This window comes from Erwinia sp. QL-Z3, from assembly GCF_004551645.1.
Taxonomy (GTDB): domain Bacteria; phylum Pseudomonadota; class Gammaproteobacteria; order Enterobacterales; family Enterobacteriaceae; genus Erwinia; species Erwinia billingiae.
This window is the reverse complement of sequence record NZ_CP037950.1, coordinates 2,176,537-2,200,116: the sequence shown is the minus strand read 5'-3', so window position 1 is coordinate 2,200,116 and position 23,580 is coordinate 2,176,537. Positions and strand designations below refer to the sequence as shown.

13 protein-coding genes are annotated in these 23,580 nt (G+C 59.8%); 8 read left to right on the top strand and 5 right to left on the bottom strand.

Annotation, left to right across the window (positions count from 1 at the left end; all coding sequences use genetic code 11):
- The first annotated feature begins 32 nt into the window (after positions 1-32).
- The gene (gene licT, locus E2F51_RS10695; RefSeq protein WP_134823446.1) at positions 33-896 is read left to right on the top strand and encodes a BglG family transcription antiterminator LicT; all 864 of its coding nucleotides are present in this window, start codon (positions 33-35) and stop codon (positions 894-896) included.
- Between the two features lie 28 nt (positions 897-924).
- Here licT and E2F51_RS10690 read toward each other — a convergent pair whose 3' ends face one another.
- On the bottom strand, positions 925-2,319 hold the full coding sequence (locus E2F51_RS10690; RefSeq protein WP_134823445.1) for a glycoside hydrolase family 1 protein: 1,395 nt from the start codon (positions 2,317-2,319) through the stop codon (positions 925-927).
- Between the two features lie 13 nt (positions 2,320-2,332).
- Positions 2,333-4,180 carry a PTS beta-glucoside transporter subunit IIABC gene (gene bglF, locus E2F51_RS10685; protein ID WP_134823444.1) on the bottom strand — a complete coding sequence of 616 codons (1,848 nt, stop codon included), beginning with the start codon at positions 4,178-4,180 and terminating at the stop codon, positions 2,333-2,335.
- Between the two features lie 460 nt (positions 4,181-4,640).
- On the opposite strand from bglF, the gene E2F51_RS10680 reads away from it, so the two are divergent.
- Positions 4,641-5,261 (top strand): response regulator transcription factor, encoded by a 621-nt coding sequence (locus E2F51_RS10680; RefSeq protein ID WP_053145510.1) that lies wholly within the window; start codon positions 4,641-4,643, stop codon positions 5,259-5,261.
- 17 nt (positions 5,262-5,278) lie between these two features.
- On the opposite strand, the gene E2F51_RS10675 is transcribed toward E2F51_RS10680, so the two are convergent.
- Together E2F51_RS10675 and E2F51_RS10670 are read right to left on the bottom strand one after the other, a co-directional pair.
- The gene (locus tag E2F51_RS10675) at positions 5,279-10,747 is read right to left on the bottom strand and encodes an AAA family ATPase (RefSeq protein ID WP_134823443.1); all 5,469 of its coding nucleotides are present in this window, start codon (positions 10,745-10,747) and stop codon (positions 5,279-5,281) included.
- Positions 10,748-10,830: 83 nt separating this feature from the next.
- Entirely contained in the window at positions 10,831-11,517 is a 687-nt protein-coding gene (locus E2F51_RS10670; protein ID WP_013200682.1) for a hydrolase, read from the bottom strand.
- A gap of 266 nt (positions 11,518-11,783) precedes the next feature.
- Here E2F51_RS10670 and E2F51_RS10665 point away from each other — a divergent pair, with 266 nt between their 5' ends.
- Genes E2F51_RS10665 through E2F51_RS10655 form a run of 3 tightly spaced genes read left to right on the top strand, consistent with a single transcriptional unit; the run spans position 11,784 to position 16,199 of the window.
- Positions 11,784-13,661: an amidohydrolase gene (locus tag E2F51_RS10665; RefSeq protein ID WP_134823442.1), complete on the top strand. Its 1,878-nt coding sequence runs from the start codon at positions 11,784-11,786 to the stop codon at positions 13,659-13,661.
- Positions 13,662-13,703: 42 nt separating this feature from the next.
- Positions 13,704-15,332 (top strand): MFS transporter, encoded by a 1,629-nt coding sequence (locus tag E2F51_RS10660; protein ID WP_134823441.1) that lies wholly within the window; start codon positions 13,704-13,706, stop codon positions 15,330-15,332.
- A gap of 45 nt (positions 15,333-15,377) precedes the next feature.
- Positions 15,378-16,199, top strand: coding sequence for an alpha/beta fold hydrolase (locus E2F51_RS10655; RefSeq protein ID WP_134823440.1), 822 nt, complete (start codon positions 15,378-15,380; stop codon positions 16,197-16,199).
- A gap of 61 nt (positions 16,200-16,260) precedes the next feature.
- On the opposite strand, the gene E2F51_RS10650 is transcribed toward E2F51_RS10655, so the two are convergent.
- Positions 16,261-16,986 (bottom strand): pirin family protein, encoded by a 726-nt coding sequence (locus E2F51_RS10650; protein ID WP_134823439.1) that lies wholly within the window; start codon positions 16,984-16,986, stop codon positions 16,261-16,263.
- A 131-nt stretch (positions 16,987-17,117) separates the two neighbouring features.
- Between E2F51_RS10650 and E2F51_RS10645 the strand changes: the two genes are divergently transcribed.
- The 3 genes from E2F51_RS10645 (at position 17,118) to uca (ending at position 23,579) form a co-directional block, all read left to right on the top strand.
- The gene (locus tag E2F51_RS10645; RefSeq protein ID WP_134823438.1) at positions 17,118-18,005 is read left to right on the top strand and encodes a LysR family transcriptional regulator; all 888 of its coding nucleotides are present in this window, start codon (positions 17,118-17,120) and stop codon (positions 18,003-18,005) included.
- A gap of 161 nt (positions 18,006-18,166) precedes the next feature.
- A complete protein-coding gene (atzF, locus tag E2F51_RS10640) occupies positions 18,167-19,969 on the top strand; it encodes an allophanate hydrolase (protein WP_134823437.1) in 1,803 nt (600 codons plus the stop codon).
- Complete coding sequence (uca, locus tag E2F51_RS10635) at positions 19,962-23,579, top strand: urea carboxylase (RefSeq protein WP_134823436.1); 3,618 nt, start codon at positions 19,962-19,964, stop codon at positions 23,577-23,579. The genes atzF and uca overlap by 8 nt, the downstream gene beginning before the upstream one ends.
- The last annotated feature ends 1 nt before the right edge of the window (position 23,580 follow it).

The window sequence follows — 23,580 nt, the reverse complement described above, 5'->3', positions numbered from 1 at the left end:
GGGTCAGGTTTTTTTATTTTCAGGGCGGATAAATGAAGATCGCAAAAATCCTTAATAATAATGTGGCGATTATCCTGGCGGACAACGGCCACGAACAGGTGGTGATGGGACGCGGTTTAGCCTTTCAAAAACGCGTCGGCGATGAGCTGGATGCCGGCCTGATTGAAAAAGTGTTCGCGCTGCAAAGCGATGCGCTCACTGCCCGTCTGAGCGAACTGCTGTCGGAAATCCCGCTGGAGGTGATCACCACCACCGAGCTGATTATCGCCGAAGCCCGCCGCGAGCTGGGCACGCCCTTACATGAGAGCCTGTCGATTGCCCTCAGCGATCACTGCCACTTTGCGCTGGAGCGGCACCGGCAAAACCTGCCGATCCGCAATGTGCTGAAGTGGGAAATCAAAACGCTGTACCCTAAAGAGTTCGCGCTGGGCCTGAACGCCCTTGAGCTGATTGAAAAACGGCTGGGCGTAACGCTACCGGAGGATGAAGCCGGGTTTATTGCCCTGCATCTGGTCAACGCCCAGCTGGGCAGCGATATGTCCGATGTGTCGCATATCACCCAGTTTATGCAGGAGATCCTGCATATCGTGAAGTACCGCCTCCAGCTGGATTACCGCATCGACAGCCTGAGCTATAACCGCTTTGTTAACCATCTGAAGTTCTTCGCCCAGCGCATGCTCGGCAAACGCGGCGTGTGGAGTGACGATGAGTCGCTGCATGATGTGGTGCGCGATAAATATCCGCTCTCCTACCAGTGCGCGCAAAAAATTGACCAGCATATTCAGCAAAAACATCGCTACACGCTCTCCTGTGAAGAACGCATGTTCCTGACCATTCATATCGAGCGGGTGCGTAAGGAAACGCTGGCGTTAGCGGAGGATGCGGACGAGGCGTAACGCCGGGCGGAAACCGCCCGGCGAGCGGTTATTTCAGTGACTCACCGTGGCTGCGGATCACCTGCTGATACCAGTAAAAGCTCTGCTTACGGGACCTGACCAGCGTTCCTTTCCCGTGGTCATCACGATCGACATAGATAAAGCCATAGCGTTTGGAGAACTCCGCTTTCGAGGCGCTGACCAGATCAATCGGCCCCCAGCAGGTATAGCCCATCACTTCCACGCCATCTTCAATCGCTTCGCGCACCTGCACTAAATGATCGTTCAGATACTGAATGCGGTAATCATCCTGAATGCTGCCGTCGGCTTCGACCTTATCTTTCGCGCCCAGACCATTTTCAACAATAAATAGCGGCTTCTGGTAACGGTCATACAGCATATTCATCAGAATGCGCAGGCCTTCCGGATCGATCTGCCAGCCCCAGTCGGAACTGGCCAGATGTGGGTTCGGCACCATTGAGAGAATATTGCCGCGCGCCTTCTGGTTCTCTTCTTCATTGGTGGTGACGCAGCCGGTCATATAGTAGCTGAAGGAGATGTAATCGATGGTGTGTTGCAGGTCCTGCTTATCCTGCTCGCTCACCTCCAGCGTGATATTGCGGTCGGCAAAGAAACGGCGCATATAGGCCGGATAATAGCCGCGCACCTGCACATCACCGAAGAACAGCCATTCGCGGTTCTGCTGCAGGGTTTCCATCACGTCTGCCGGGCGACAGCTCAACGGGTAAAGTAATCCGCCCAGCAGCATATTGCCGATCTGCCCGTCCTTGACGATCTGATGGCACGCCTTTACCGCGCGGGCGCTGGCCACCAGCTGATGATGGATCGCCTGATAAATTTCCGCCTCGCTGCTCTCTTCAGCCAGACCCACGCCGGTGTAGGGCGCGTGAAGCGACATATTGATTTCATTAAAGGTCAGCCAGTGTTTCACCTTGTGCTGATAACGGCTGAACACCGCACGGGCATAACGCTCGAAACAATCGATGGTGGTCCGGCTTCCCCAGCCACCGTATTGCTCGACCAATCCCACCGGCATTTCGTAATGAGACAGGGTCACCAGTGGCGTAATCTGGTATTTGGCCATCTCATCGAACAGGCGATCGTAAAACGCCAGCCCTTCTTCATTCGGCGACTGTTCATCGCCCTGCGGGAAGATGCGCGTCCAGGCAATCGAGGTGCGCAGCACGGTGAAGCCCATCTCGGCGAACAGCTTGATGTCTTCCGGGAAACGGTGATAGAAGTCGATCGCCACGTCCTTGATGCCAGCATCCCCCGGCACGCGTTCCACTCGCCCGCCAAAAATGCCGTTGGGTTGCAGATCCGAGGTCGACAGCCCTTTGCCGCCCTGCTGATACGCCCCTTCAACCTGATTGGCCGCGACCGCGCCGCCCCATAAGAAATTATCCGGAAAACGTCTGTTCATGGTGAATCTCCTGTTAGTTCAATATGGTCAGTAACGGCGCACCTGCAGATACCGCGCCGTCCCTGAGGATAAGTACGTCGATGTAGTCATCGCTGTTGCTGACCAGTACCGGCGTGGTCAGGTCGTAACCCGCCGCTTTAATCGCCTCTAAATCAAATTCCAGCAGCAGATCGCCGACCCTGACCGGCTGGTCGTTGCTGACGCGCGGGAAGAAAAACTGTCCGTCGAGTTTGACGGTATCCAGCCCAACGTGGATCAGCACTTCGGCCCCTTCATCGGAGGTCAGCCCGACGGCGTGGCCGGTGCGGAACATCGATGACACCATGCCGTTGACCGGCGACAGCACGCGCCCCTGCTGTGGAACAATCGCCACCCCTTTGCCCAACAGCCCGCTGGCAAAGGTGGCGTCCTGAACCTGCTCCAGCGGCAGCGTTTCACCGCTGATGGGGCTGACTACCGCTTGCCTGCGCGAGGAGGCTTTCTCAACCGGCGGCTCAACGGGCACCTCAACCGGCACGGCAGATAAGCCGAAACCATAGGTGGTTACGGCGGCAAAAATCAGCGCCACCGCAGAGCCGACAAAGGCAGCCCACACGCTGGCATCAATGCCGGTCGGCGGCACGATTTGCAGGAAGGTGAAGATGCTGGCAAAGCCGAAGGAGTAGATGGTGGTATGGAAATAGCCGAGGATGGCGGCGCCCAGTGCCCCGCCGATGCAGCCAAAGATAAACGGACGGCGATGCGGTAAGGTCACGCCATACACCGCCGGTTCGGTGATACCGAAAATGCTGGCGGTGAAGGCTGATCCAGCAATCGCTTTCAGCTTCAGATCGCGGCTTTTCAGCATCACGCCAAGGGTGGCGCCCGCCTGCCCCATCACCGCAGGCAGCAGCAGTGGCACCAGCGTGTCCTGGCCGAAGGTGGCAAGGTTGTTCAGCATCACCGGCACCAATCCCCAGTGCAGGCCGAAAATCACGCAGATTTGCCAGATAGCCCCCATAAACGCGCCAGCCACCGTTGGGCTGAGGCTGTAAATCCAGACATAGCCTTCCGCCAGCCAGCGGCTCAGCCAGGTGGCGGCGGGGCCAATGATCAGAAAGGTCAGCGGCACCGCCAACAGCAGGCAAATCAGCGGGGTGGTAAAGTTGCGCACCGCAGACGGCGATCGTGGATGCACCACCCGCTCAATCAGGCTGGCCACCCAGGCGGCAAAGATAATCGGGATCACCGAATAGCTGTAATTGAGGATCTCAAGCGGGATCCCGAAGAAGTTAAGCGACTGCCCCAGCTTCTGGCTTTCCACCACCGCCATGATTTGCGGATGCACCAGCGCGGCGGCGATGGCCATGCTGATAAACGGATTGCCGCCAAATTTTTTCCCGGCGCTAAAGCCGAGCAGGATCGGCAGGAAGAAGAACAGGCCATCGCTGGCAACAAACAGCACTTTGTAACTGCCGCTCTCCTGATGCATCACGCCCAACACCAGCATCAACGCCAGCAGGCCCTTGATGATCCCCGAAGCGATCATCACGCCGATAAACGGGGTAAAAATGCCGGACACCAGGTCGATAAAGCGGGCGAACAGGTTCTCTTTACTGGCGTTCTCACCGTCTGACGGCCCGTTCTCGGTGCCTAACAGGCGATAGACCTCGCCGACATTATTACCAATCACCACCTGATACTGGCCGCCGCTCTCGACCACCATGATCACCCCAGGGTTCTGCTTCAGGGCCGCCGTATTGGCCTTGCGGCTGTCTTTCAGCTTGAAACGCAGACGGGTCGCACAATGCATCACGCTGTGAATATTGTTCTTGCCACCGACACCGTCGATGATTTCATCTGCCAGCTGCTGGTATTGCATACCCTGTCTCCTGAACGCGCCTGTGAAAAATGAGCAAAAAAAAACCTCAGGCACGGCGTCTTGGGGAAGACGCCGTGCCTGAGGTTTTGCCTGTAAACAGTAACAATCCTGTGGCCGCTATCAATGTCATTTCAGCGGCGAACAGGCAAGATTTTTAATGGGTTTCAGTAGCGAACTGTGAGGCGAGTCAAATTTCGCCGGCCTTTGCAGGGGTTAAACGGCGCGGAATAGCGGGAAAATGTGGGCAGCTTGCCGACGGCATTGCGAGGCTAATCATCGGCTTGTGGTGTTATTCTTATTAGCGGGCTAAAACGATGATAATAATAATTATTATGCTATTATCCAGCCTTGCTCCTGCCCAAGCCCTGACGATTTCTTAACTGATTCTATACTTCCGTTGATCGCAGGCTTATGTCCGTGGTCAGGGGTCAGTGAGGGTTCCCTTAAGAAGAGAAACGTTATGAACCACATAGTTTATGTTGTTGATGATGATGAGTCTGTGACCACCGCGCTGACCAACCTACTCAGCTCACAAAATTATGACGTGGCGGCCTTTTCGTCCCCGGACGCCTTTCTGGCGCATCCCTTTTACCCGTCGCCCTGCTGCCTGATTGTCGATATTAATATGCCGGGCACCGACGGATTCGGCGTGGCCAGCGCGCTGATTGAACGAGGCTATTCCATCCCCACCATCTTTCTGACCGGTTTTGGCACCATTCCGGTGACCGTCCGGGCAATGAAAGCCGGCGCCTTCGAGTTCCTGACCAAGCCGGTCGATCCCGAGCGACTGTTGCAGGCCGTGGAAGAAGCGCTGAGGATTTCCGAAGACGGTATGGCTTCCTCGCAGCAAAAGCTGGAGCTGACCGCGCGGCATCATTCGCTGACGCCGCGTGAAGGCGAAGTGATGTTGCTGGCTATTGGCGGCTTACAGAATAAGCAAATCGCCGCCGAAATGGGGATCAGCGAAATCACCGCGAAGGTGCACAAACGCCGGGTGATGGAGAAAATGCAGGTGCGTTCACTTTCCGATTTGGTGCGGGCGGCCGAACGGCTCAATATCGAAAAAACCCGGGGCCGCTAGCAGCCCCGGCTTATCCCCTACGCCTGCGGTTCGGTCGGCAGCGTAAACCAGAACATACTGCCGCCGCCTTCCCGATTTTCAGCCCGCAACTCGCCCCGATGCTTTTTAATGATCTCATCACTGATGGTCAGTCCCATGCCCATGCCCTCTTTCTTGGTGGTGTAGAACGAGTCAAAGATGCGTTTGATCACCGGTTCAGGCAGGCCGGTGCCGGTATCGGACACCTCAAAGCGGATCAGCGCAGGCGTTGGATTGGACGACGACAGCGTCAGCTGATGCGCCCGCTGCTGGGTTTCATCCATCGCTTCGATGGCATTCAGCACCAGATTTAACAACAGCTGCTGGATCTGCACGCGGTCGCAGTACACCGCGTCATTGCTGGCGCGCAGCTTAAGCTCAAGGCCGATCCAGCGCCTTTCCAGCTCCATCCGGGACAGCGACAGGATATCGCGGGCAATCAGGTGCAGATTCGCCCGGCCAAATTCAGCGGCATGATTGCGGGTCAGCGATTGCAGGCCACGGATAATATCGCCCGCCCGTTTCCCTTCGTTGATGATCTCCTGCAGGCTGGAACAGGCATTTTCGAGGTGGATTGGGTCACGTTTAAGCCAGCGCAGGCTGGCACCCGCATTCGCCACAATCGACATCAGCGGCTGGTTGATTTCATGAGCGATGGAGGAGGTCAGCTGCCCGACGGTGGTGGCGCGGGAAACCCTGGCGAGATCGGCCTGCGCCATGCGCGCAGCATCTTCCGACAGCCGCTGCGCGGTGATATCGCTGATGGTGCCGAAATACTCTTTCACCTCCGCGCCGCTGTCGACCGGCTCGCCGATCCCTTTGATATAGCGACACTCGCCATTCGGCCTGAGCACGCGAAACTCCGCCTGCATGATGATGCCGTTACCCACGCTGTCGCTCACCAGCTCGCTGATACACTGGCGATCGTCAGGATGGACGCGGGTTAAAAAGTTGGCCATCGACAGGCTCTTTTGCTGTTCAGGCAGCCCGAGGATCAGCCGGTACTCATCCGAAATCTCCATCATGTCCTGCTCCAGATACCAGTGCCAGGTGCCGGTATGGCTGATCTTCTCTCCGAGCATCAGCGAGGTTTGGCTGGATCGCAGCTGTTTCTCGACGCGGCGTCGCTGAATGTTCTCTTCCAGCAGCTCACTGTAGAGGCGGGTGGTTTCCAGTGAAATCGCCGCCTGCGCGCCCAAAATCGCCACGATTCTGGAGTGTTCCGCGGTAAACACCTCCGGCATCAGCCGGTTTTCCAGGTACAGCACGCCGACCATCCGCGCCTGCTTAAACATCGGTACGCACATCACCGCCGCGCCAGACGCCACCAGATAGGGATCCTGGCTGAACGGGCTGAACACCTCCGGTTTGCCGGTGCGGATCTCCTGGCCGGTGCGGATCACCGCCGATAAAACCGACAGCGGCAAATCCGTTGAGGTAGGGGTGACCTGCAAAATTTTCACCCGGGTGCCATCGGCCGTGGCGGTGGCCATCGCTTCGATTTCGGGAACCTGCCCTTCCAGTAAGCGGATCAGCAGGCACCGCTGCGCACCAGCCCGCTCCAGTAACATCATCATCAGGGTATTGATCAGGCGATCCAGGTTGATCTCTTCGGTCAGCGCGCGCATCGCGGCGATCACACTCTGCAGATCGCTGACCGCTTCATTCTGATCGAAGCTGACGGTATTGAAAGGCGAATGCTGGGCGGCCGGTGCCAGATAAGCATGGCGGGATCCCAGCTGCCGGACTTTGGCGTCGGCTCCCCAGCGTTGCCAGGCCTTGATCGCGCCCTTCAGGTAAGCTTCTGCCGCCACCGATAATCCGCGCGCGCTGGCAAAGCGGGCGGCCAGCTCATGCGCCACGCCGTTAATGTGCTCAAACTGGCCGCTGCGGGATAAGGCGACGGCCTGTTCATAATGCTCAGCGGCGGCACTGTGATGACCTTCCAGCCGCAGGATTTCGGCCCGCAGCAATGCCTGTTTATCGGCAAACGTTTTGGCATTTTCGGTGGCCCAGGTAGCGATTTTTTCAAAATGCGCCGCCACCTGTTGCTGCTTATCGGCAGTGAAGGTCGCCGGTTCCAGCTGCAGGGTCAGCGACAGCGCGCTGTAAAGATGAAAGTCGAGCATATGAATGTGCCCGGGGATTGAATCGGTAAAGCGCGCCGCCTGTGCCAGGCAACGTTCCGCATGGCGGTATTCGCCCGAGAAAAAATGCGCCATACCGCGATAAAGCCAGTGCCAGAACTGCATCAAAAACAACGGCTGCGTAGCGATACCGCTGCCGGCCAGTCGCAGTCCGCCCGCGACAAAATGCTCGCCTGACATCTCGCTTCGCGAGCCATCACGCAGGAACAACACGAAGTCGCGCTGCATCTGCAGCACGCATTCCACATCCTGATACTGCGCCTTGCGCACATAGGCCAGGCCGCGTTCAATGGTGGTCAGCACGCCTTCCAGGTGATCGCCTCGCGCCAGGTAGTTCATGGTTTGATGGCGTAACGCCAGACAGGCAGAGGTGCGATCGCCATTGGCCACCGCCACGTTGAAGGTTTCCTTTGCGCGCTCGATGGCATAGGCCAATGGCATGGTCCAGACGCTGACCTGATCCAGCGGCATCAGGGTGCGGGCCTTATAGCGGGTAAAATCGTGGTGATAAACCAGCTCCCGCGCCAGCAGCGCACTGGCATAGCCGCGGCTGTACTCGTCGTAATGGCTGCCGCACAGCACGCCATACCAGGACAGCGCAAAGGTCGAGGCCCCGCTGATCCCCTGGTCCAGGGTCAGGTGCAGCATTTTGCAGACGATCATAAAGTGCAGTCGCGGATTGCAAAACGCCGCAAACATGCTGGCGCTGGCCATCAGGTTGATGATCGCCTGGCTCTCACGGCTGGCCATCAGCGGCAGCGAGCGGAAGCGGGTGTAAGGATTGATGCCGACATCCGCCTTCAGCAAAATCCTCGCGGCATCACATTCGGCCTTGTCGGGATGCCGATTCAGCTGGATGCCAAATACCGCCAGCCAGCCAATGGCGGTTTCCAGCGCCAGGCTGTTGTCAGACTGGCGCATATGTATTTCCGCCAGCCAACAGGCGGCGATCGCTTTATCGGTGATGTTGCCCGGTGCTGCCAGCAACTGTTCGCAATGCGCCCGCGCCACGGCAAGATTGCCCTGAAGAAACGCCCACTCGGTCTCTTCCAGCAGCGTCCGGCGGGTAACCGACACCGATTCCAGCGGCGCTAACACAGGGGCGGCATGTTCCCTGTACCGGCAGGCGCGCAGGCCTTGTCGATCGTAACCCCATTTCTGCGGCGTGCGGCCGTGGTGGATGAGGCCATCCTGCACCGCCTGACGGAAAAACGCCTGGGTCGCGAGCGGATTACCGGCGGTTTTCTCGTGGATCAGCTGCGCCAGTTCCTCTGTCGCCGCCGGACGGTCATGGAAGGTGTCCGCCAGCCACAGCGCGACCGCGTTTACCGACAGGGGCTGAGGGCTGATCTCCACCGAGCGGCCCGCCGAACGCTGAAGCGCCGTTAGCTGCTGGCCGATCTGCGCACCGGGTAGCGAAGCCAGATCGTGATGGGCGATCACCAGCATCAACGGCGCATCTTCACTCATTTCCAGCAGGTTTTGCAGCAGCTGCAGGCTGGCCCGATCGACCCAGTGAATGTCGTCGATCAGCATCACCAGCGGCCTGCCCGGCCGGGCGAAGGCGTTGACCAGGCGACAGACCATATGGGTAAAACGGTGTCGGGCATCGGGCGACTCGACTTCGTCAGGTGCTTGCGCCTTCTGCTGCAACAACACCCCCAGCTCAGGCACAAAATCGATCGCCAGCCCGACATAATCGCCCAGCAGCCGGACCAGGTGCGATCGCCAGCGGGCGACCTCTTCCGCCGACAGTCCCAGCAGATTCAGCACCACCATCCGAAACGCAGCGGTAAAGACGCCATAAGGCCGCCGCGGCGCGTAGCGATCGGCTGTCACCACCGTTAACAGCAGCGACTTTTGCTGTAATTTTTTCACGCCGGAGGCCAGCAGCGCGGACTTTCCGCTGCCCGCGGCTCCCACGATCGCCGTCAGCGCGGATCGGCCGCTGTGCATCACTTCATCGAACTGCGCCAGCAGCTGGGCAGCCTGAGGGTGTTCGGTATTCAGGGTTTCGCAGGCAAACCCGTTGCGCTGGGTATCCTGCAAGCCTGGGGTAAAAGGCGCAATCTGGCCGTCGGGCGTCAGAGTCGCCAGGCAGCGCTGCAGATCGGCCTGCAGCCCCTCCACCGTCTGATAACGCTGCTGCGGGGATTTTTCCAGCAGCTTTAAGAGGATGGCAGACAGCACCGGCGGGACATCGCTGCGCATCAGGTGCGGCGGATGCGGCTCGGAGGCGACATGATGATGAACCCATTCGGCATGGCCGCCGTCGGCGTTGCCGAAAGGCAGCTTCCCGGTCAGTAGCGCGTACAGCACCATGCCGAAGCTGTAGAGATCGCTTAATGGCGTCACCTGCTGCGCGGTGCGGCGGGTATGCTCTGGCGACATATACGCCAGCGTGCCGCCGGATGCGGGTAATCCCGGCGGTAACGGCGCCGTTGACGTCAGCGAAGCCAGTCCGAATCCGCCTAACCGAAACGCGCCGTCTTCGGTGAGAAAGAAGTTGGCGGGCTTGATGTCGCCGTGAACCAGCCCCTGCTGATGCATCTGGCTTAACGGCGCACAAAGCCGGATGGCGCTGGTGAGGAAGTCGGCCAGCGTTTGCGGCGTCAGGCTAAGAAAGTCTGCCAGCGTGCGATGGGAAAAGAGGTCATAAATCAGCGCGTAACGACCATGGAAATGGCTTTGTGCCAGCGGCCGGATCGCCCAGCGTTCGCTAAGTTGCTCACGCAGCGCGTACTCATTTTTCAGCAGTGGCGTCACCTGAAAGGTGGCGTCTTCGCTGGCGGCGGTGGCAATAATAAAGCTGTCGGCCGTACTGCGGCAGAGATACCAGGCCCGCTGACTTTCCTGTGCCAGCGGACTGAGGGTCAGATCTTCCGGCAGCGAAAATCCCTCTTCGCCGACCAACTGCAGTGCGGCGGGTGACAGGCTCATGACGGCGCTTCTCCTGGCGATAACCAGCTGGCGGATGTGAGTGAACAACGTATCAATCTCGATGGGTTTGGGCAAAAAAGCAAGCGCGCCCAACTCAATCGCCACCCACAGCATGTTCTCGTCCCCGTCGCCCGAGATAAGAATGGCAGGCGGTGCCTTCAGCCGATGGCTCAGCTCGCTGAACAGCTCAACGCCACTCATCCCCTGCAGCCGCACATCAATGATAAACAGCGCCGCCTCGCGCAGCGCGATGCGATCCGCCAGCAGAGCCTCTGCCGACGCAAAGGCCAGCGTGCAGTAACCTTCTGATTGCAATAAGTTACTCAGCCCACTGCGGACCGAGGGTTCGTCATCCACAATAACAATGGGCCGTGAACGCATCCGGATATCCTTTTACATGGCGCGGGCGAGTCAGGGAAAGCGGCTCAGGGCGTTTTATCCCGGTCCGGGAGCGTCGACCCGGATCAGCGCGCAGGCACCGGTGCCAGCGTGCGGTGCTCACTCTTCTGACGGGAAGGGGCTTTGTGCACCATGGTATAGGCGTAATCCACGCCGATGCCGTAAGCACCCGAATGCTCTTTAGCAATGTTCATCACTGCGTCATAGGTATCGCGATGCGCCCAGTCACGCTGCCACTCCAGCATCACCTGCTGCCAGGTGACCGGCACCACGCCCGCCTGGATCATGCGCTGCATGGCAAAGTCATGCGCTTCTTTGGTGGTGCCACCGGACGCATCGGCCACCATATAAATCTCATAGTCCCCTTCCAGCATCGCGCAGAGGGCAAAACTGTTGTTGCACACTTCGGTCCACAGGCCGGAAACCACCACCTTCTTTTTACCGTTGGCGGCCAGCGCATCACGCACTTTCTGGTCATCCCAGGAGTTCATTGAGGTGCGTTCGAGGATATCCAGCCCTGGGAACACGTCCAGCAGCTCGGGATAGGTATGGCCGGAGAAGCTCTCGGTTTCTACCGTGGTGATAATGGTAGGAATATTGAAGACTTTTGCCGCTTTCGCCAGCGCCACGGTATTGTTTTTCAGCACCTGACGGTCAATTGACTGGACGCCAAAGGCCATCTGCGGCTGCTGGTCGATGAAAATCATCTGGCTGTTATGAGGCGTCAAAACTTCAAGTTTAGCGTTAGTCATTGTGGTCACCCATTGAGGTTGAAAAGCGAATTAAGCTAGCGAAAAATCACTGTCAGCCCGCAGTCTAAGGCGATTAATTCACCGTCACTATTATCTCTGCGTATAACTATACGGACGTATAGTTATCCCTTCGTATAACTAGACGATCGGCCAAACTCCTCACCATACTTCTTCAACGTTGGTGCCCTGCTGTCCGGCACCCAGCTCCCCTTTTCCGTACTGCCGCCTGCGCCGGGCGGTGCGGACATCTCACGTCAGGAGGATCCATGGTCACGCCCGCTAAAGCCGATCTTATTTTCACCAACGGCAAGTTCCACACCGTTGATCGTCAACAGCCCTTTGCGGAAGCCGTCGCGATTTCACAGGGTAAATTTTTGCAGGTGGGCACGGTGGCCGAGGTCATGCAGTACCACGATGACGCCACCAAAGTGATCGACCTTAAAGGCCACACGGCGGTGCCCGGCCTGAATGACTCCCACCTGCATTTGATCCGTGGCGGCCTGAATTACAACCTGGAGTTACGCTGGGAAGGGGTGCCTTCATTAGCCGATGCGCTGCGGATGCTGAAGGAGCAGGCGCTGCGCACCCCGTCTCCGCAGTGGGTGCGGGTAGTGGGAGGCTGGACCGAATTCCAGTTTGCCGAGCGTCGGATGCCGACGCTGGACGAAATCAATGAAGCCGCGCCCGACACGCCGGTGTTTGTCCTGCACCTTTACGATCGCGCCCTGCTCAACCGCGCTGCGCTGAACGTGGTCGGCTACACCAAAGACACGCCGAATCCACCGGGCGGCGAAATCCAGCGTGACGGCAACGGCAACCCGACCGGCATGCTGATTGCGCGGCCAAATGCGATGATCCTCTATGCCACGCTGGCAAAAGGGCCGACGCTGCCGCTGGAACAGCAGGTCAACTCGACGCGTCAGTTTATGCGCGAACTCAACCGCCTTGGCCTGACCAGCGCCATCGACGCCGGCGGCGGCTTCCAGAATTACCCCGAAGACTACCAGGTGATCGCCGAGCTGAACGATAAAAAGCAGATGACGCTGCGCATCGCCTACAACCTGTTTACCCAGCGACCGGGCCATGAACTTGAGGACTTTGAAAAGTGGACCGACATGCTGTCACCCGGCCAGGGCAGCGATTACTTCCGCCACAACGGCGCCGGCGAAATGCTGGTGTTCTCGGCGGCAGACTTTGAAGATTTTCTCGAACCGCGACCGGATTTAGCGCCGGGCATGGAAGACGAGCTGGAACGCGTGGTGCGCCATCTGGTCGAGCATCGCTGGCCGTTCCGCCTGCATGCCACCTATGACGAATCCATCAGCCGCATGCTGGACGTGTTTGAGAAAGTGAACCGCGACATTCCGTTCAACGGCCTGCACTGGTTCTTTGACCATGCGGAAACCGTCACCCAGAAGAATATCGACCGCATTAAAGCGCTGGGCGGTGGGATCGCGGTGCAGCACCGCATGGCGTTCCAGGGGGAATACTTTGCCGAGCGCTACGGCATTGAAGCCACCCGCCACACGCCGCCCGTGGCGCGCATGCTCGACACTGAGGTGCCGGTGGGTCTCGGCACCGACGCCACCCGCGTCGCCAGCTACAACCCGTGGACCGCGCTGTACTGGCTGGTCTCCGGGCGCACCGTCGGCGGAATGCAAATGTATGAGGCCAGCGCGCGTCTGGATCGCGAAACCGCGCTGATGCTGTGGACCCAGGGCAGTGCCTGGTTCTCCAGCGAGCAGGGGAAAAAAGGCCAGATCAAGGTCGGACAGCTGGCCGATATGGCGGTGCTGAGCAAAGATTTCTTCAGCGTGCCGGAAGAGGAGATCAAAGGGATTGAATCGGTGTTAACCGTGGTCGATGGCAACGTGGTCTACGCCGCCGGGACCTTTGGCGCCGAGGCACCGCCGTCGATTCCGGTGCTGCCCGACTGGTCGCCGGTGGTGAAGGTGCCGGGCCATTATCGCAGCGCACCCCCACAGGCCGCCTCCCGGGTGGGAATGATGCCGTCGGTGCACCATTGCAGCGGCCCGTGCGGCGTTCACAGCCACCAGCACGATGCGGCGCGCGGCGCCAACGTGCCGGTGTCCGAAGATACCGCTTTCTGGGGCGCGCTGGGTTGCAGCTGCTTTGCGTTCTGAGCCGATGAATAACGCCACGACTCCACCGTCTGAGGTACCCGCATGGCGCAGGTAAATGATATTCACAGTGCCAGCACGCCGCTGCCTGAAGACCTGCCGGCGGTGAGCGTTTCGCCCTGGCAGCCTTTACGGCTGCCGGTGTTCCGCATGCTGTGGCTGGCCACCGTCGTCTCCAACATCGGTTCATGGATGAACGATGTGGGGGTGAACTGGACAATGCTGACCCTGAGTGCCGATCCGCTGTCGGTGGCAATGGTGCAGGCGGCCAGCAGCCTGCCAATGTTCCTGTTTGCGCTGCCGTCGGGGGTGCTGGCCGATATCGTCGACCGGCGCAAATACCTGCTGTTTTCGCAACTGTGGGTCTTTATCGCCGCGGCGATCCTGACGGTGCTGTCGTTTACCGGCCACGTCACGCCGCTGGTGCTGCTGGTGGCGGCGTTCTTCCTCAGCGCCGGTGCGGCAATGAGCTCGCCGCCGTTTCAGGCCATCGTGCCGGATCTGGTCGACAAGCCGTCGCTGGGTCCTGCCATTGCCCTTAACTCCCTCGGTATCAATATCAGTCGCGCCATCGGCCCGGCGCTGGGCGGGTTGATCCTCTCCTTCGTGGGCCCGTGGATGGTGTTTATGCTCAATGCGCTGTCGGTGCTGGGGGTCGCGCTGGTGCTGTATCGCTGGAAAGCCGAGCCAACCGTGCAGCGCCTGCCGCCCGAGCATTTTTTCTCTGCGGTCCGCGCCGGTCTGCGTTACGTCCATGCCGCGCCGGTTTTGCGTAATGTGCTGGTGCGCACCGTCGCCTTCTTTGTTTTCGGCAGCGCGGGCTGGGCATTGCTGCCGCTGGTCGCCCGCCGTGAGCTGGGGCTGGGGCCTGGCGGTTACGGCATCATGCTGGCGTTTATTGGCGTCGGGGCGATTTGCGGCGCGCTGCTCCTGCCGTGGATGCGCAAACGTTTCAGTGCCGACCGGCTGATGGTACTGGCCAGCCTGATGTTTGCCCTCACTATGCTGGCGCTGGCCTGGGTGCGTCATTTCTGGCTGCTGAACGCCTTTGAATTCTTCACCGGTTTTGCCTGGATTGCGGTGCTGTCTACCCTCAATCTTGGCGCACAGCGCAGCGCCGCCAGATGGGTAAAAGCCCGCGCGCTGGCGGTGTACCTGACGGTGTTCTTTGGATCAATGACCGCCGGCAGCGCCATCTGGGGGCAGCTGGCGTCCCACTATGGCATTCCGGCCTCGCTGTGTATTGCCACCGCCGGGATGATCATCGCCAGCGCCACCGTGTTGCGCTGGCGGCTGGATCAGGACCCCGATCTGAATCTCGACAGCATCGCCCGCGATGAAAACGGCACCCTGCCCGATGTCCGTCACGATCGCGGGCCGGTGATGGTCAGCTATGAATACCTGATCGCCAGCGACGAAGCCCACAGCTTCACGGTCTGTATTCAGGAGATGCGCCGGGTAAGACGGCGCGGCGGTGCGATCAACTGGTGTCTGTACGAAGACATTTTGCGCCCCGGTATTTTTGTCGAAACCTTTGTCGTCGGCTCCTGGATGGAGCACCTGCGGCAAAAGGAACGTTACACCATTAACGACAGCAAAATTCAAAACCGGGTGCTGGCCTTCCATCAGGGAGACAGCCAGCCTGAAGTTCGCTATCTGGTCGCTCCGGTCTGACCGGGGCCCGTTATCACCGTTTCACTCAACGACAGGATAAACACCATGAGCACGATTAAAACCTCCGACGGTACAGCGATCTATTACAAAGACTGGGGCACCGGCAAACCGGTGCTGTTCAGTCATGGCTGGCCGTTGGATGCGGATATGTGGGACAGCCAGATGAACTTCCTGGCGGAACGAGGCTACCGTGGCATTGCCTTCGATCGCCGTGGCTTTGGCCGCTCCGATCAGCCGTGGACCGGCTACGATTACGATACCTTTGCCTCAGATATCAACGAACTGATCGTGCAGCTTGATCTGAGCGACGTGACGCTGGTGGGCTTCTCGATGGGCGGCGGCGACGTGGCGCGCTATCTCGGCACTTACGGCAGCGATCGCATTGCCGGGCTGGTGCTGCTGGGCGCGGTGACGCCGATCTTTGGCAAGGCCGATGACTATCCTGAAGGGGTGGATCTGTCGGTATTCAGCGGCATCAAACAGGGCCTGCGTCAGGATCGCGCGCAGTTTATCAGTGATTTTGCCGTGCCTTTCTACGGCACTAACGCCGGGCAGACCGTCTCCGCGGGCGCACTGACGCAGACCCTGAACATTGCGCTGCTGGCGTCGCTGAAAGGCACCATCGACTGCGTTACCGCCTTCTCAGAAACGGATTTCCGCGGCGATGTGCAGAAAATTACCGTGCCAACGCTGGTGATCCACGGCAGTAACGATCAGGTGGTGCCGTTCGAGACCACCGGCAAAGTCGCTGCGGCAATGATCCCCGGTGCCGGGCTGAAAGTGTATGACAATGCGCCGCACGGTTTTGCCGTCACCCATCAGGATCGGCTTAACGAAGATTTGCTGGCCTTCCTGCAAAGCCATTAATTTTGCGCGCCAGCACGAAAAACGGCCACCTTGCGGGTGGCCGTTGTTTTTTCACCTCGAATTAACGCGTCTGGTGATTCACTTCCACCGGCCGCAGGTCGAATAACAACACTTCCGCGTCATCACCGTCACTGAAGGTCAGCGTGGTTTCATTACGCACCCGGGCACCATCACCGGCTTTAAAGCGAATGCCGTTTACCGTCAGGCTGCCGCGTGCCAGCTGAATATAGGCATAGCGATCGGCATTCAGGGTGAAGGTTTGCTGCTCGTCACCGTTAAACAGACCGGCGTAAATCTTCATGTCCTGACGCACGGTCAGCGCGTTATCTTCGCCATCCGGGGAGACAATCAGCCGCAAATTGCCGCGTTTCTCAGCGTCACTGACCGACACCTGCTGGTAGCCCGGCGGGGTATTTTTCTCTGCCGGCACAATCCAGATTTGCAGGAAATGCACGCCTTCAGTGGCCGAGTGGTTAAACTCGCTGTGCGTGACGCCGCTACCGGCACTCATCAACTGCACATCGCCAGGGACAATCACCGAGCCGGTACCCATTGAATCTTTATGCTCCAGCGAACCTTCCAGCACATAGGAAATAATCTCCATATTGCTGTGCGGATGGGCACCAAATCCGCGGGCTTTCGCTACCCGGTCGTCATTGATCACCAGCAGATCCGAGAAGCCAACCTGTTTTGGATCCCAGTAGTTAGCAAACGAAAAAGTATGATGTGAGTTCAACCAACCGTGGTCGCCCACTCCGCGTTGTTCTGACAGTCTTTGTTCGATCATGATCTGCTCCGGTAATCTCAGTGTAGGTTTCTGGAGAGCGGTTGCCCTTCCGATGAACCCAGATTACAAGTAAACTCATTTGCTCAACAATGGCCTGAAAAGGCAATCACTGTCACAAATAAGTGGACAATATGCAGATTGACGATCTGAGGATTTATCTGGTGGTGATCGCCTCCGGCAGCTTTACCGCCGCCGCCGATCAGCTGATGCTCTCGAAGCAGTACGTCAGCCGCCGGATGGCAGCGCTGGAGGACTCGCTGGGCGCCAGGCTGTTGATCCGCAACACCCGTAAGCTGTCGGTCACCGATACCGGCCACACCTTTGCCCAACACGCGCAGCGCATCCTGGAAGATATCGAGGAAGCCCAGCAGGCGGTGTCCGATCGCCATCAGGCGCTGCACGGTGCCTTTCGCATCAGCATGCCGATGTCCTACGGCATGAGTCACCTTTCTCCGCTGATTGCCGAATTTTTGTCGCACCATCCGGCGGTTAATTTCCAGATCGAACTGGCCGATCGCTATGTTGATGTGATTGGCGAAGGGTTCGATATGGCGATCCGCATCGGCACGCTGGCGGATTCCACGCTGGTTGCCCGCAAGCTTGGCGAGTTGCCACGGGTGATCTGTGCCAGCCCGGCCTACCTGCAGCGACTGCCACAACCGGAAAAGCCGGACGATTTGCTGCAACATGCCTGCCTGCGCTATGGCCGCGAAGGGCAAACGGGCTGGGAGCTGAAGGTGGACGGGAAGCGCAAGATCATGGCGGTCAGCGGCCCGGTGCAGAGCAATAACGGTGAGGTATTGCTGGATGCCGCCGTGGCCGGGCTGGGGCTGGTGCTGCTGCCGGAATTTATCGTCGGCGGGGCGCTGGCGCGTGGCGAGCTGGTCCGGGTGCTGGATGAGTATATCCCCTCACCGCTGAGCCTGAATGCGGTCTTCCCCCAGCATCGCCAGCGAAGCGAAATTAACCGCCAGTTCCTCGCCTTCCTGCAGGACAGGCTGAGTCAGCCAAAAATCTGATCCCCGCGTACTCCCTGCCCTGTTTTTGCTCACTCCCTGCTCGTCCAGCGTGCACCGCTGACGGGGCGGGTTTCAAAAACGCATCAAATTCAACCTGTTACTGATTGGCACGCGTTTTGCTCAATTGAATTCAATCTTGTATACCAGATGGAATTCAACTTATGGCCCTGACCACCGGATTCACCCTTAGCGACTGGCAGCATCACTATCAGCAGCATCCTGACGCCGTTCTCGACACGCTGACCGGCCTGTTGGACGAATTATCCCCCGGGGATAACGCCTGGCTGTATCTGGCGACGCCGGCGCAGATCCGCGCACAGGTTGAACCGCTGCTGACCGCCTGGCAGCAGGACCCGACGTCGCTGCCACTGTTTGGGGTGCCGTTCGCGGTGAAGGACAATATCGACGTGGCAGGCTGGCCGACCACCGCCGCCTGCCCGGCATTTGTTTATAACGCGGCGGCGGATGCCACCGCCGTGGCCAATCTGAAAGCCGCCGGTGCGGTGGTGATTGGCAAAACCAACCTCGATCAGTATGCCACCGGCCTGGTCGGCACCCGCTCGCCGTTTGGTGCGGTCTGCAATACCTTCAACCCGGCGTATGTCAGCGGCGGCTCAAGTTCCGGTTCGGCGTCGGTCACCGCGCGCGGTCTGGTGGGCTTTGCGCTGGGTACCGATACCGCCGGCTCCGGCCGCGTACCGGCGGGCTTTAATAATATCGTTGGCCTCAAGCCGACCAAAGGCTGGTTATCCGCGACCGGCGTGGTGCCCGCCTGTCGCCTGAACGACACCATTTCGATCTTCGCGCTGACGGTGGAAGATGCGTTCCTCGCCGCCAGCTGTGCCGGCGGTTATGACGCCAGCGATGCTTACTCGCGCCGCAATCCGGGTCTGGCGCCCGCCTCACTGCCTGCCGCACCGCGCCTGGCAATCCCCGCCACGCTGGAATTCTTTGCCGATGCCCAGGCCGAAGCGGCGTGGGAGAAATCCGTCGAGGCGCTCAAAGCCACCGGCGCAACGCTGCATCCCATCGATTTCTCAGCTTTCCACCAGCTGGCGGAACAGCTCTATTACGGCCCGTGGGTGGCTGAACGCACCGTCGCCGTCGGCGAGATGCTGGCACGCAAGGAAGAGATGGATCCGGTGGTGTACGGCATCGTCGCCAGCGGCAATAACTACAGCGCCACCGATGCCTTTAAGGCCGAATACCTGCGCGCGGAACTGACCCGTCAAATCCAGCAAACCCTCAGCCAGTTCGATGCGCTGGTGGTGCCGACCTCGCCCACCATCCACACGCTGGAAGAGATGAAGCAGGAGCCGGTGCGCTTTAACTCGCAGTTCGGCACCTACACCAACTTTACCAACCTCGCCGATCTCTCGGCGCTGGCGCTGCCCGGCCCGTTCCGCGAAGACGGTTTACCGGCGGGCATCACCCTGATTGCCCCGGCCTGGTATGACCGCGCGCTGGTGACCTTCGGCCAGCGCTGGCAGGCCAGCCAGGCATTGAGCCTCGGCGCCACCGGCAAATCCCAGCCGGCCACCTACTCCGCGCTGCCGGCCTCGCCGCTGCATGTGCGCGTGGCGGTGGTCGGTGCCCACCTGACCGGCATGCCGCTTAACCACCAGCTCACCCGCCGCGATGCGGTACTGGTGGAAGAGACCCTCACCGCCGCCTGCTATCGCCTGTATGCGCTGGCCAACACCACACCGCCAAAACCGGGCCTCGCCAAAGGCAGCGACGGCGCGTCGATCGTGGTGGAACTCTGGGATATCCCGCTGGCGCGCTTCGGTGAATTTGTCGCTGAAATCCCCTCTCCGCTGGGGATTGGCACGCTGGAGCTGGCGGATGGCCGCCTGGTGAAGGGCTTTATCTGTGAACCCGCCGTGCTGCCAGAGGCGACGGACATTACTGAATTTGGCGGCTGGCGCAACTGGCTGACCCGCAAGGAGACCCCCCATGTTTAATACTGTCCTGATCGCTAACCGTGGCGAAATTGCCTGCCGCGCCATCCGCACCCTGAAACGCCTCGGCATCACCAGCGTGGCGGTGTTTTCGGACGCCGATAAAAATGCGCAGCACGTGAAGGATGCTGACATCGCCATCGCCCTCGGCGGGGAAAAGGCCAGCGACAGCTATTTACGCATCGATAAAATTCTCTCCGCCGCCAAAGAGACCGGTGCGCAGGCGATCTGGCCCGGTTATGGCTTCCTGTCAGAAAGCCTGCCGTTTGCCGCCGCCTGTGAAGAGGCCGGCATCGCTTTTGTCGGCCCGACGGCCCAGCAGATTGGCGAGTTCGGCCTCAAGCACCGTGCCCGTGAACTGGCTGCGGCGGCGGGCGTGCCGATGACGCCGGGCACGCCGCTGCTGGCCTCGCTGGACGAGGCGCTGAGCGCCGCAGAACGCGTGGGCTATCCGGTGATGCTAAAAAGCACCGCAGGCGGTGGCGGCATCGGCCTGACCCGCTGTGCGGATGCGGAGGCGCTGAGCAACGCCTGGGAAAGCGTCCGTCGCCTGGGCGAACAGTTCTTCAGCGATGCGGGCGTGTTTCTCGAACGCTGCATCGACCGCGCCCGTCATGTGGAAGTGCAGATTTTTGGCGATGGCAAAGGCAAAGTGATCGCCCTCGGTGAACGCGACTGCTCGCTGCAACGCCGTAATCAGAAGGTGGTGGAAGAAACCCCGGCACCGCAGCTGCCGGAAGCCACCCGCGCCGCGCTGCTGGAATCGGCGGTCAAACTGGGCGAACTGGTTAACTACCGCAGCGCCGGCACCGTCGAGTATATCTACGATGCTGAACAGGATGATTTCTTCTTCCTTGAGGTCAATACCCGCCTGCAGGTGGAGCATCCGGTCACTGAAAGCGTCACCGGGCTGGACCTGGTTGAATGCATGCTGCGCGTCGCCGCCGAAGAGGAAATTGACTGGCCACGCCTGACGCTGGCACCGCAGGGTGCGTCGATCGAAGTGCGTATTTACGCCGAAGATCCGCTGAAAAACTTCCAGCCAAGCCCTGGCGTGCTGACCGAAGTCTGCTTCCCGGACGACGTGCGCGTCGACGGCTGGATCAACACCGGCACCGAAGTGTCGGCGTTTTACGACCCGATGATTGCCAAACTGATCGTCCATGCGGAGAACCGCGAGGCGGCGTTAGCCAAAATGCAGCAGGCGCTGAGCGAAACCCGCCTGCACGGCATTGCCACCAACCTGGATTACCTGCGGCAGATCGTCGCCACCGAGGCCTTCCGCAGCGGCAAGGTGTGGACGCGGATGCTCGACAGCTTTGTACCGGCCTCGCCGGTGATTGAAGTGATCCAACCCGGCACCTGGAGCAGCATTCAGGACTACCCTGGCCGCCTGGGTTACTGGGACATTGGCGTGCCGCCGTCCGGCCCGATGGATGATTTTGCCTTCCGCCTGGCCAACCGCATTGTCGGCAACGCCGAAGAAGCGGCGGGCCTGGAGTTCACGCTACAGGGCCCAACCCTGCGCTTCCACAGCGATACCCTGATTGCCCTCACCGGTGCCGAATGCCCGGCCACGCTGGATGGCGACGCGGTGGCGTACTGGCAGCCGGTGTCCGTCAAAGCCGGTCAGACGCTGACCCTTGGTCGGGCGCAGATGGGTTGCCGCACCTATCTGGCGGTGCGCAATGGCTTTGACGTGCCGGAATACCTTGGCAGCCGCTCCACCTTCGCCCTGGGCCAGTTTGGTGGCCACGCCGGTCGCACCCTGCGCGTTGCCGATATGCTGGCGATTTCGCAGCCTGAACTGGCCGCCTGCACCACGCCGGCCCCGGTCAGCGAACCGCAGGCGTTAGACGCCTCGCTGGTGCCGGTGTACGGCGACGAATGGCGCATCGGCGTGCTGTACGGCCCGCACGGCGCGCCGGACTTCTTCACCCAGGAATCCATCGACGAATTCTTTGCCAGCGAGTGGCAGGTACACTACAACTCCAACCGTCTGGGCGTGCGTCTGGTCGGACCGAAACCGAGCTGGACCCGCGCCAACGGCGGTGAAGCCGGTCTGCATCCCTCCAACGTTCACGACTGCGAATATGCCATTGGCGCGGTGAACTTTACCGGCGACTTCCCGGTGATCCTCACCCGCGACGGACCGAGCCTGGGCGGTTTCGTCTGCCCGGTAACCATCGCCAAAGCCGAGCTGTGGAAAGTCGGTCAGGTTAAGCCTGGCGACCGCATCCGCTTCCATCCCATCAGCTTTGAAGAGGCCCATGCGCTGGAGCAGGCACAGGCGAAAAGCGTCGATAAACTGCACGCCACCTCGCAGCCTGCTTATCCGGTGCCATCACTGGCTGAAACCGAATACGGCTCGGCAACGGTGCTGGCCGCCATCAAGGCCACCGCCTTTACCCCAACCGCCGTTTATCGTCAGGCGGGCGACAACTACATCCTGATGGAGTACGGCGACAACGTGCTGGATCTGGCATTGCGCCTGCGCGTTCACCTGCTGATGACCGCCCTGCGCGAGACCGGCCAGCCGGGCATTGAAGAGCTGTCGCCAGGCGTGCGTTCGCTACAAATCCGCTATGACAGCCGCATCCTCAGCCAGAAACAGCTGCTGACCTTGCTGCTGACGCTGGAGAAAAACCTCGGCGACGTCAGCAAGATGAAAGTGCCTTCGCGCATTGTGCATATGCCGATGGCCTTTGAGGACAGCGCCACGCTGGGTGCCGTTGAGCGTTACAAAGAAACGGTGCGATCCACCGCGCCATGGTTGCCGAACAACGTCGACTTTATTCAGCGCATCAACGGTCTGAGCAGCCGCGAACAGGTCCGCGACACCATTTTTGATGCCAGCTACCTGATCCTCGGGCTGGGCGATGTCTATCTTGGTGCGCCGTGCGCCGTGCCGATCGATCCGCGTCACCGCCTGCTGAGTTCCAAATATAACCCTGCGCGTACCCACACCGCCGAAGGCACGGTGGGCATTGGCGGCATGTATATGTGCATTTACGGCATGGACTCGCCAGGCGGCTATCAGCTGGTGGGCCGCACGCTGCCCATCTGGAACAAATTCCTGAAAAACGAACAGTTCGCCGCTAACGAGCCGTGGCTGCTGCACTTCTTCGACCAGGTGCGTTTCTACCCGGTGACCGAAGCGGAACTGGATGTGCTGCGGGAAGATTTCCGCGAAGGCCGCGCCACCGTGACCATCGAAAAAACGGTGTTTGATTTCGCCGAACACCAGCAGTTCCTGCAGGACAATGCCGCGTCTATCGCCGAATTCCGCAGCAAACAGGCCAGCTCCTTCGACGCCGAAGTGGCGCTGTGGGCGCAGGAAGAGGAAGGCGCGCCGCTGACCAGCGATGAAAATCTGCTGCCAGAGGAAGTTGAAGATGGCGGCGTGCAGGTCAGCGCCGATCTGAACGGCAATATCTGGAAAGTGCTGGTGAAACCGGGCGATGAAGTGGTTGCCGGTCAGCCGGTGATCATCGTTGAAGCAATGAAGATGGAGCTGGCCATTCATGCGCCGCAGGCTGGCATTGTTAAACGCATTGCCTGTCAGCCAGGCCGTGCCGTCAGCCCAGGTGATGCCCTGCTGTGGCTGGAATAAG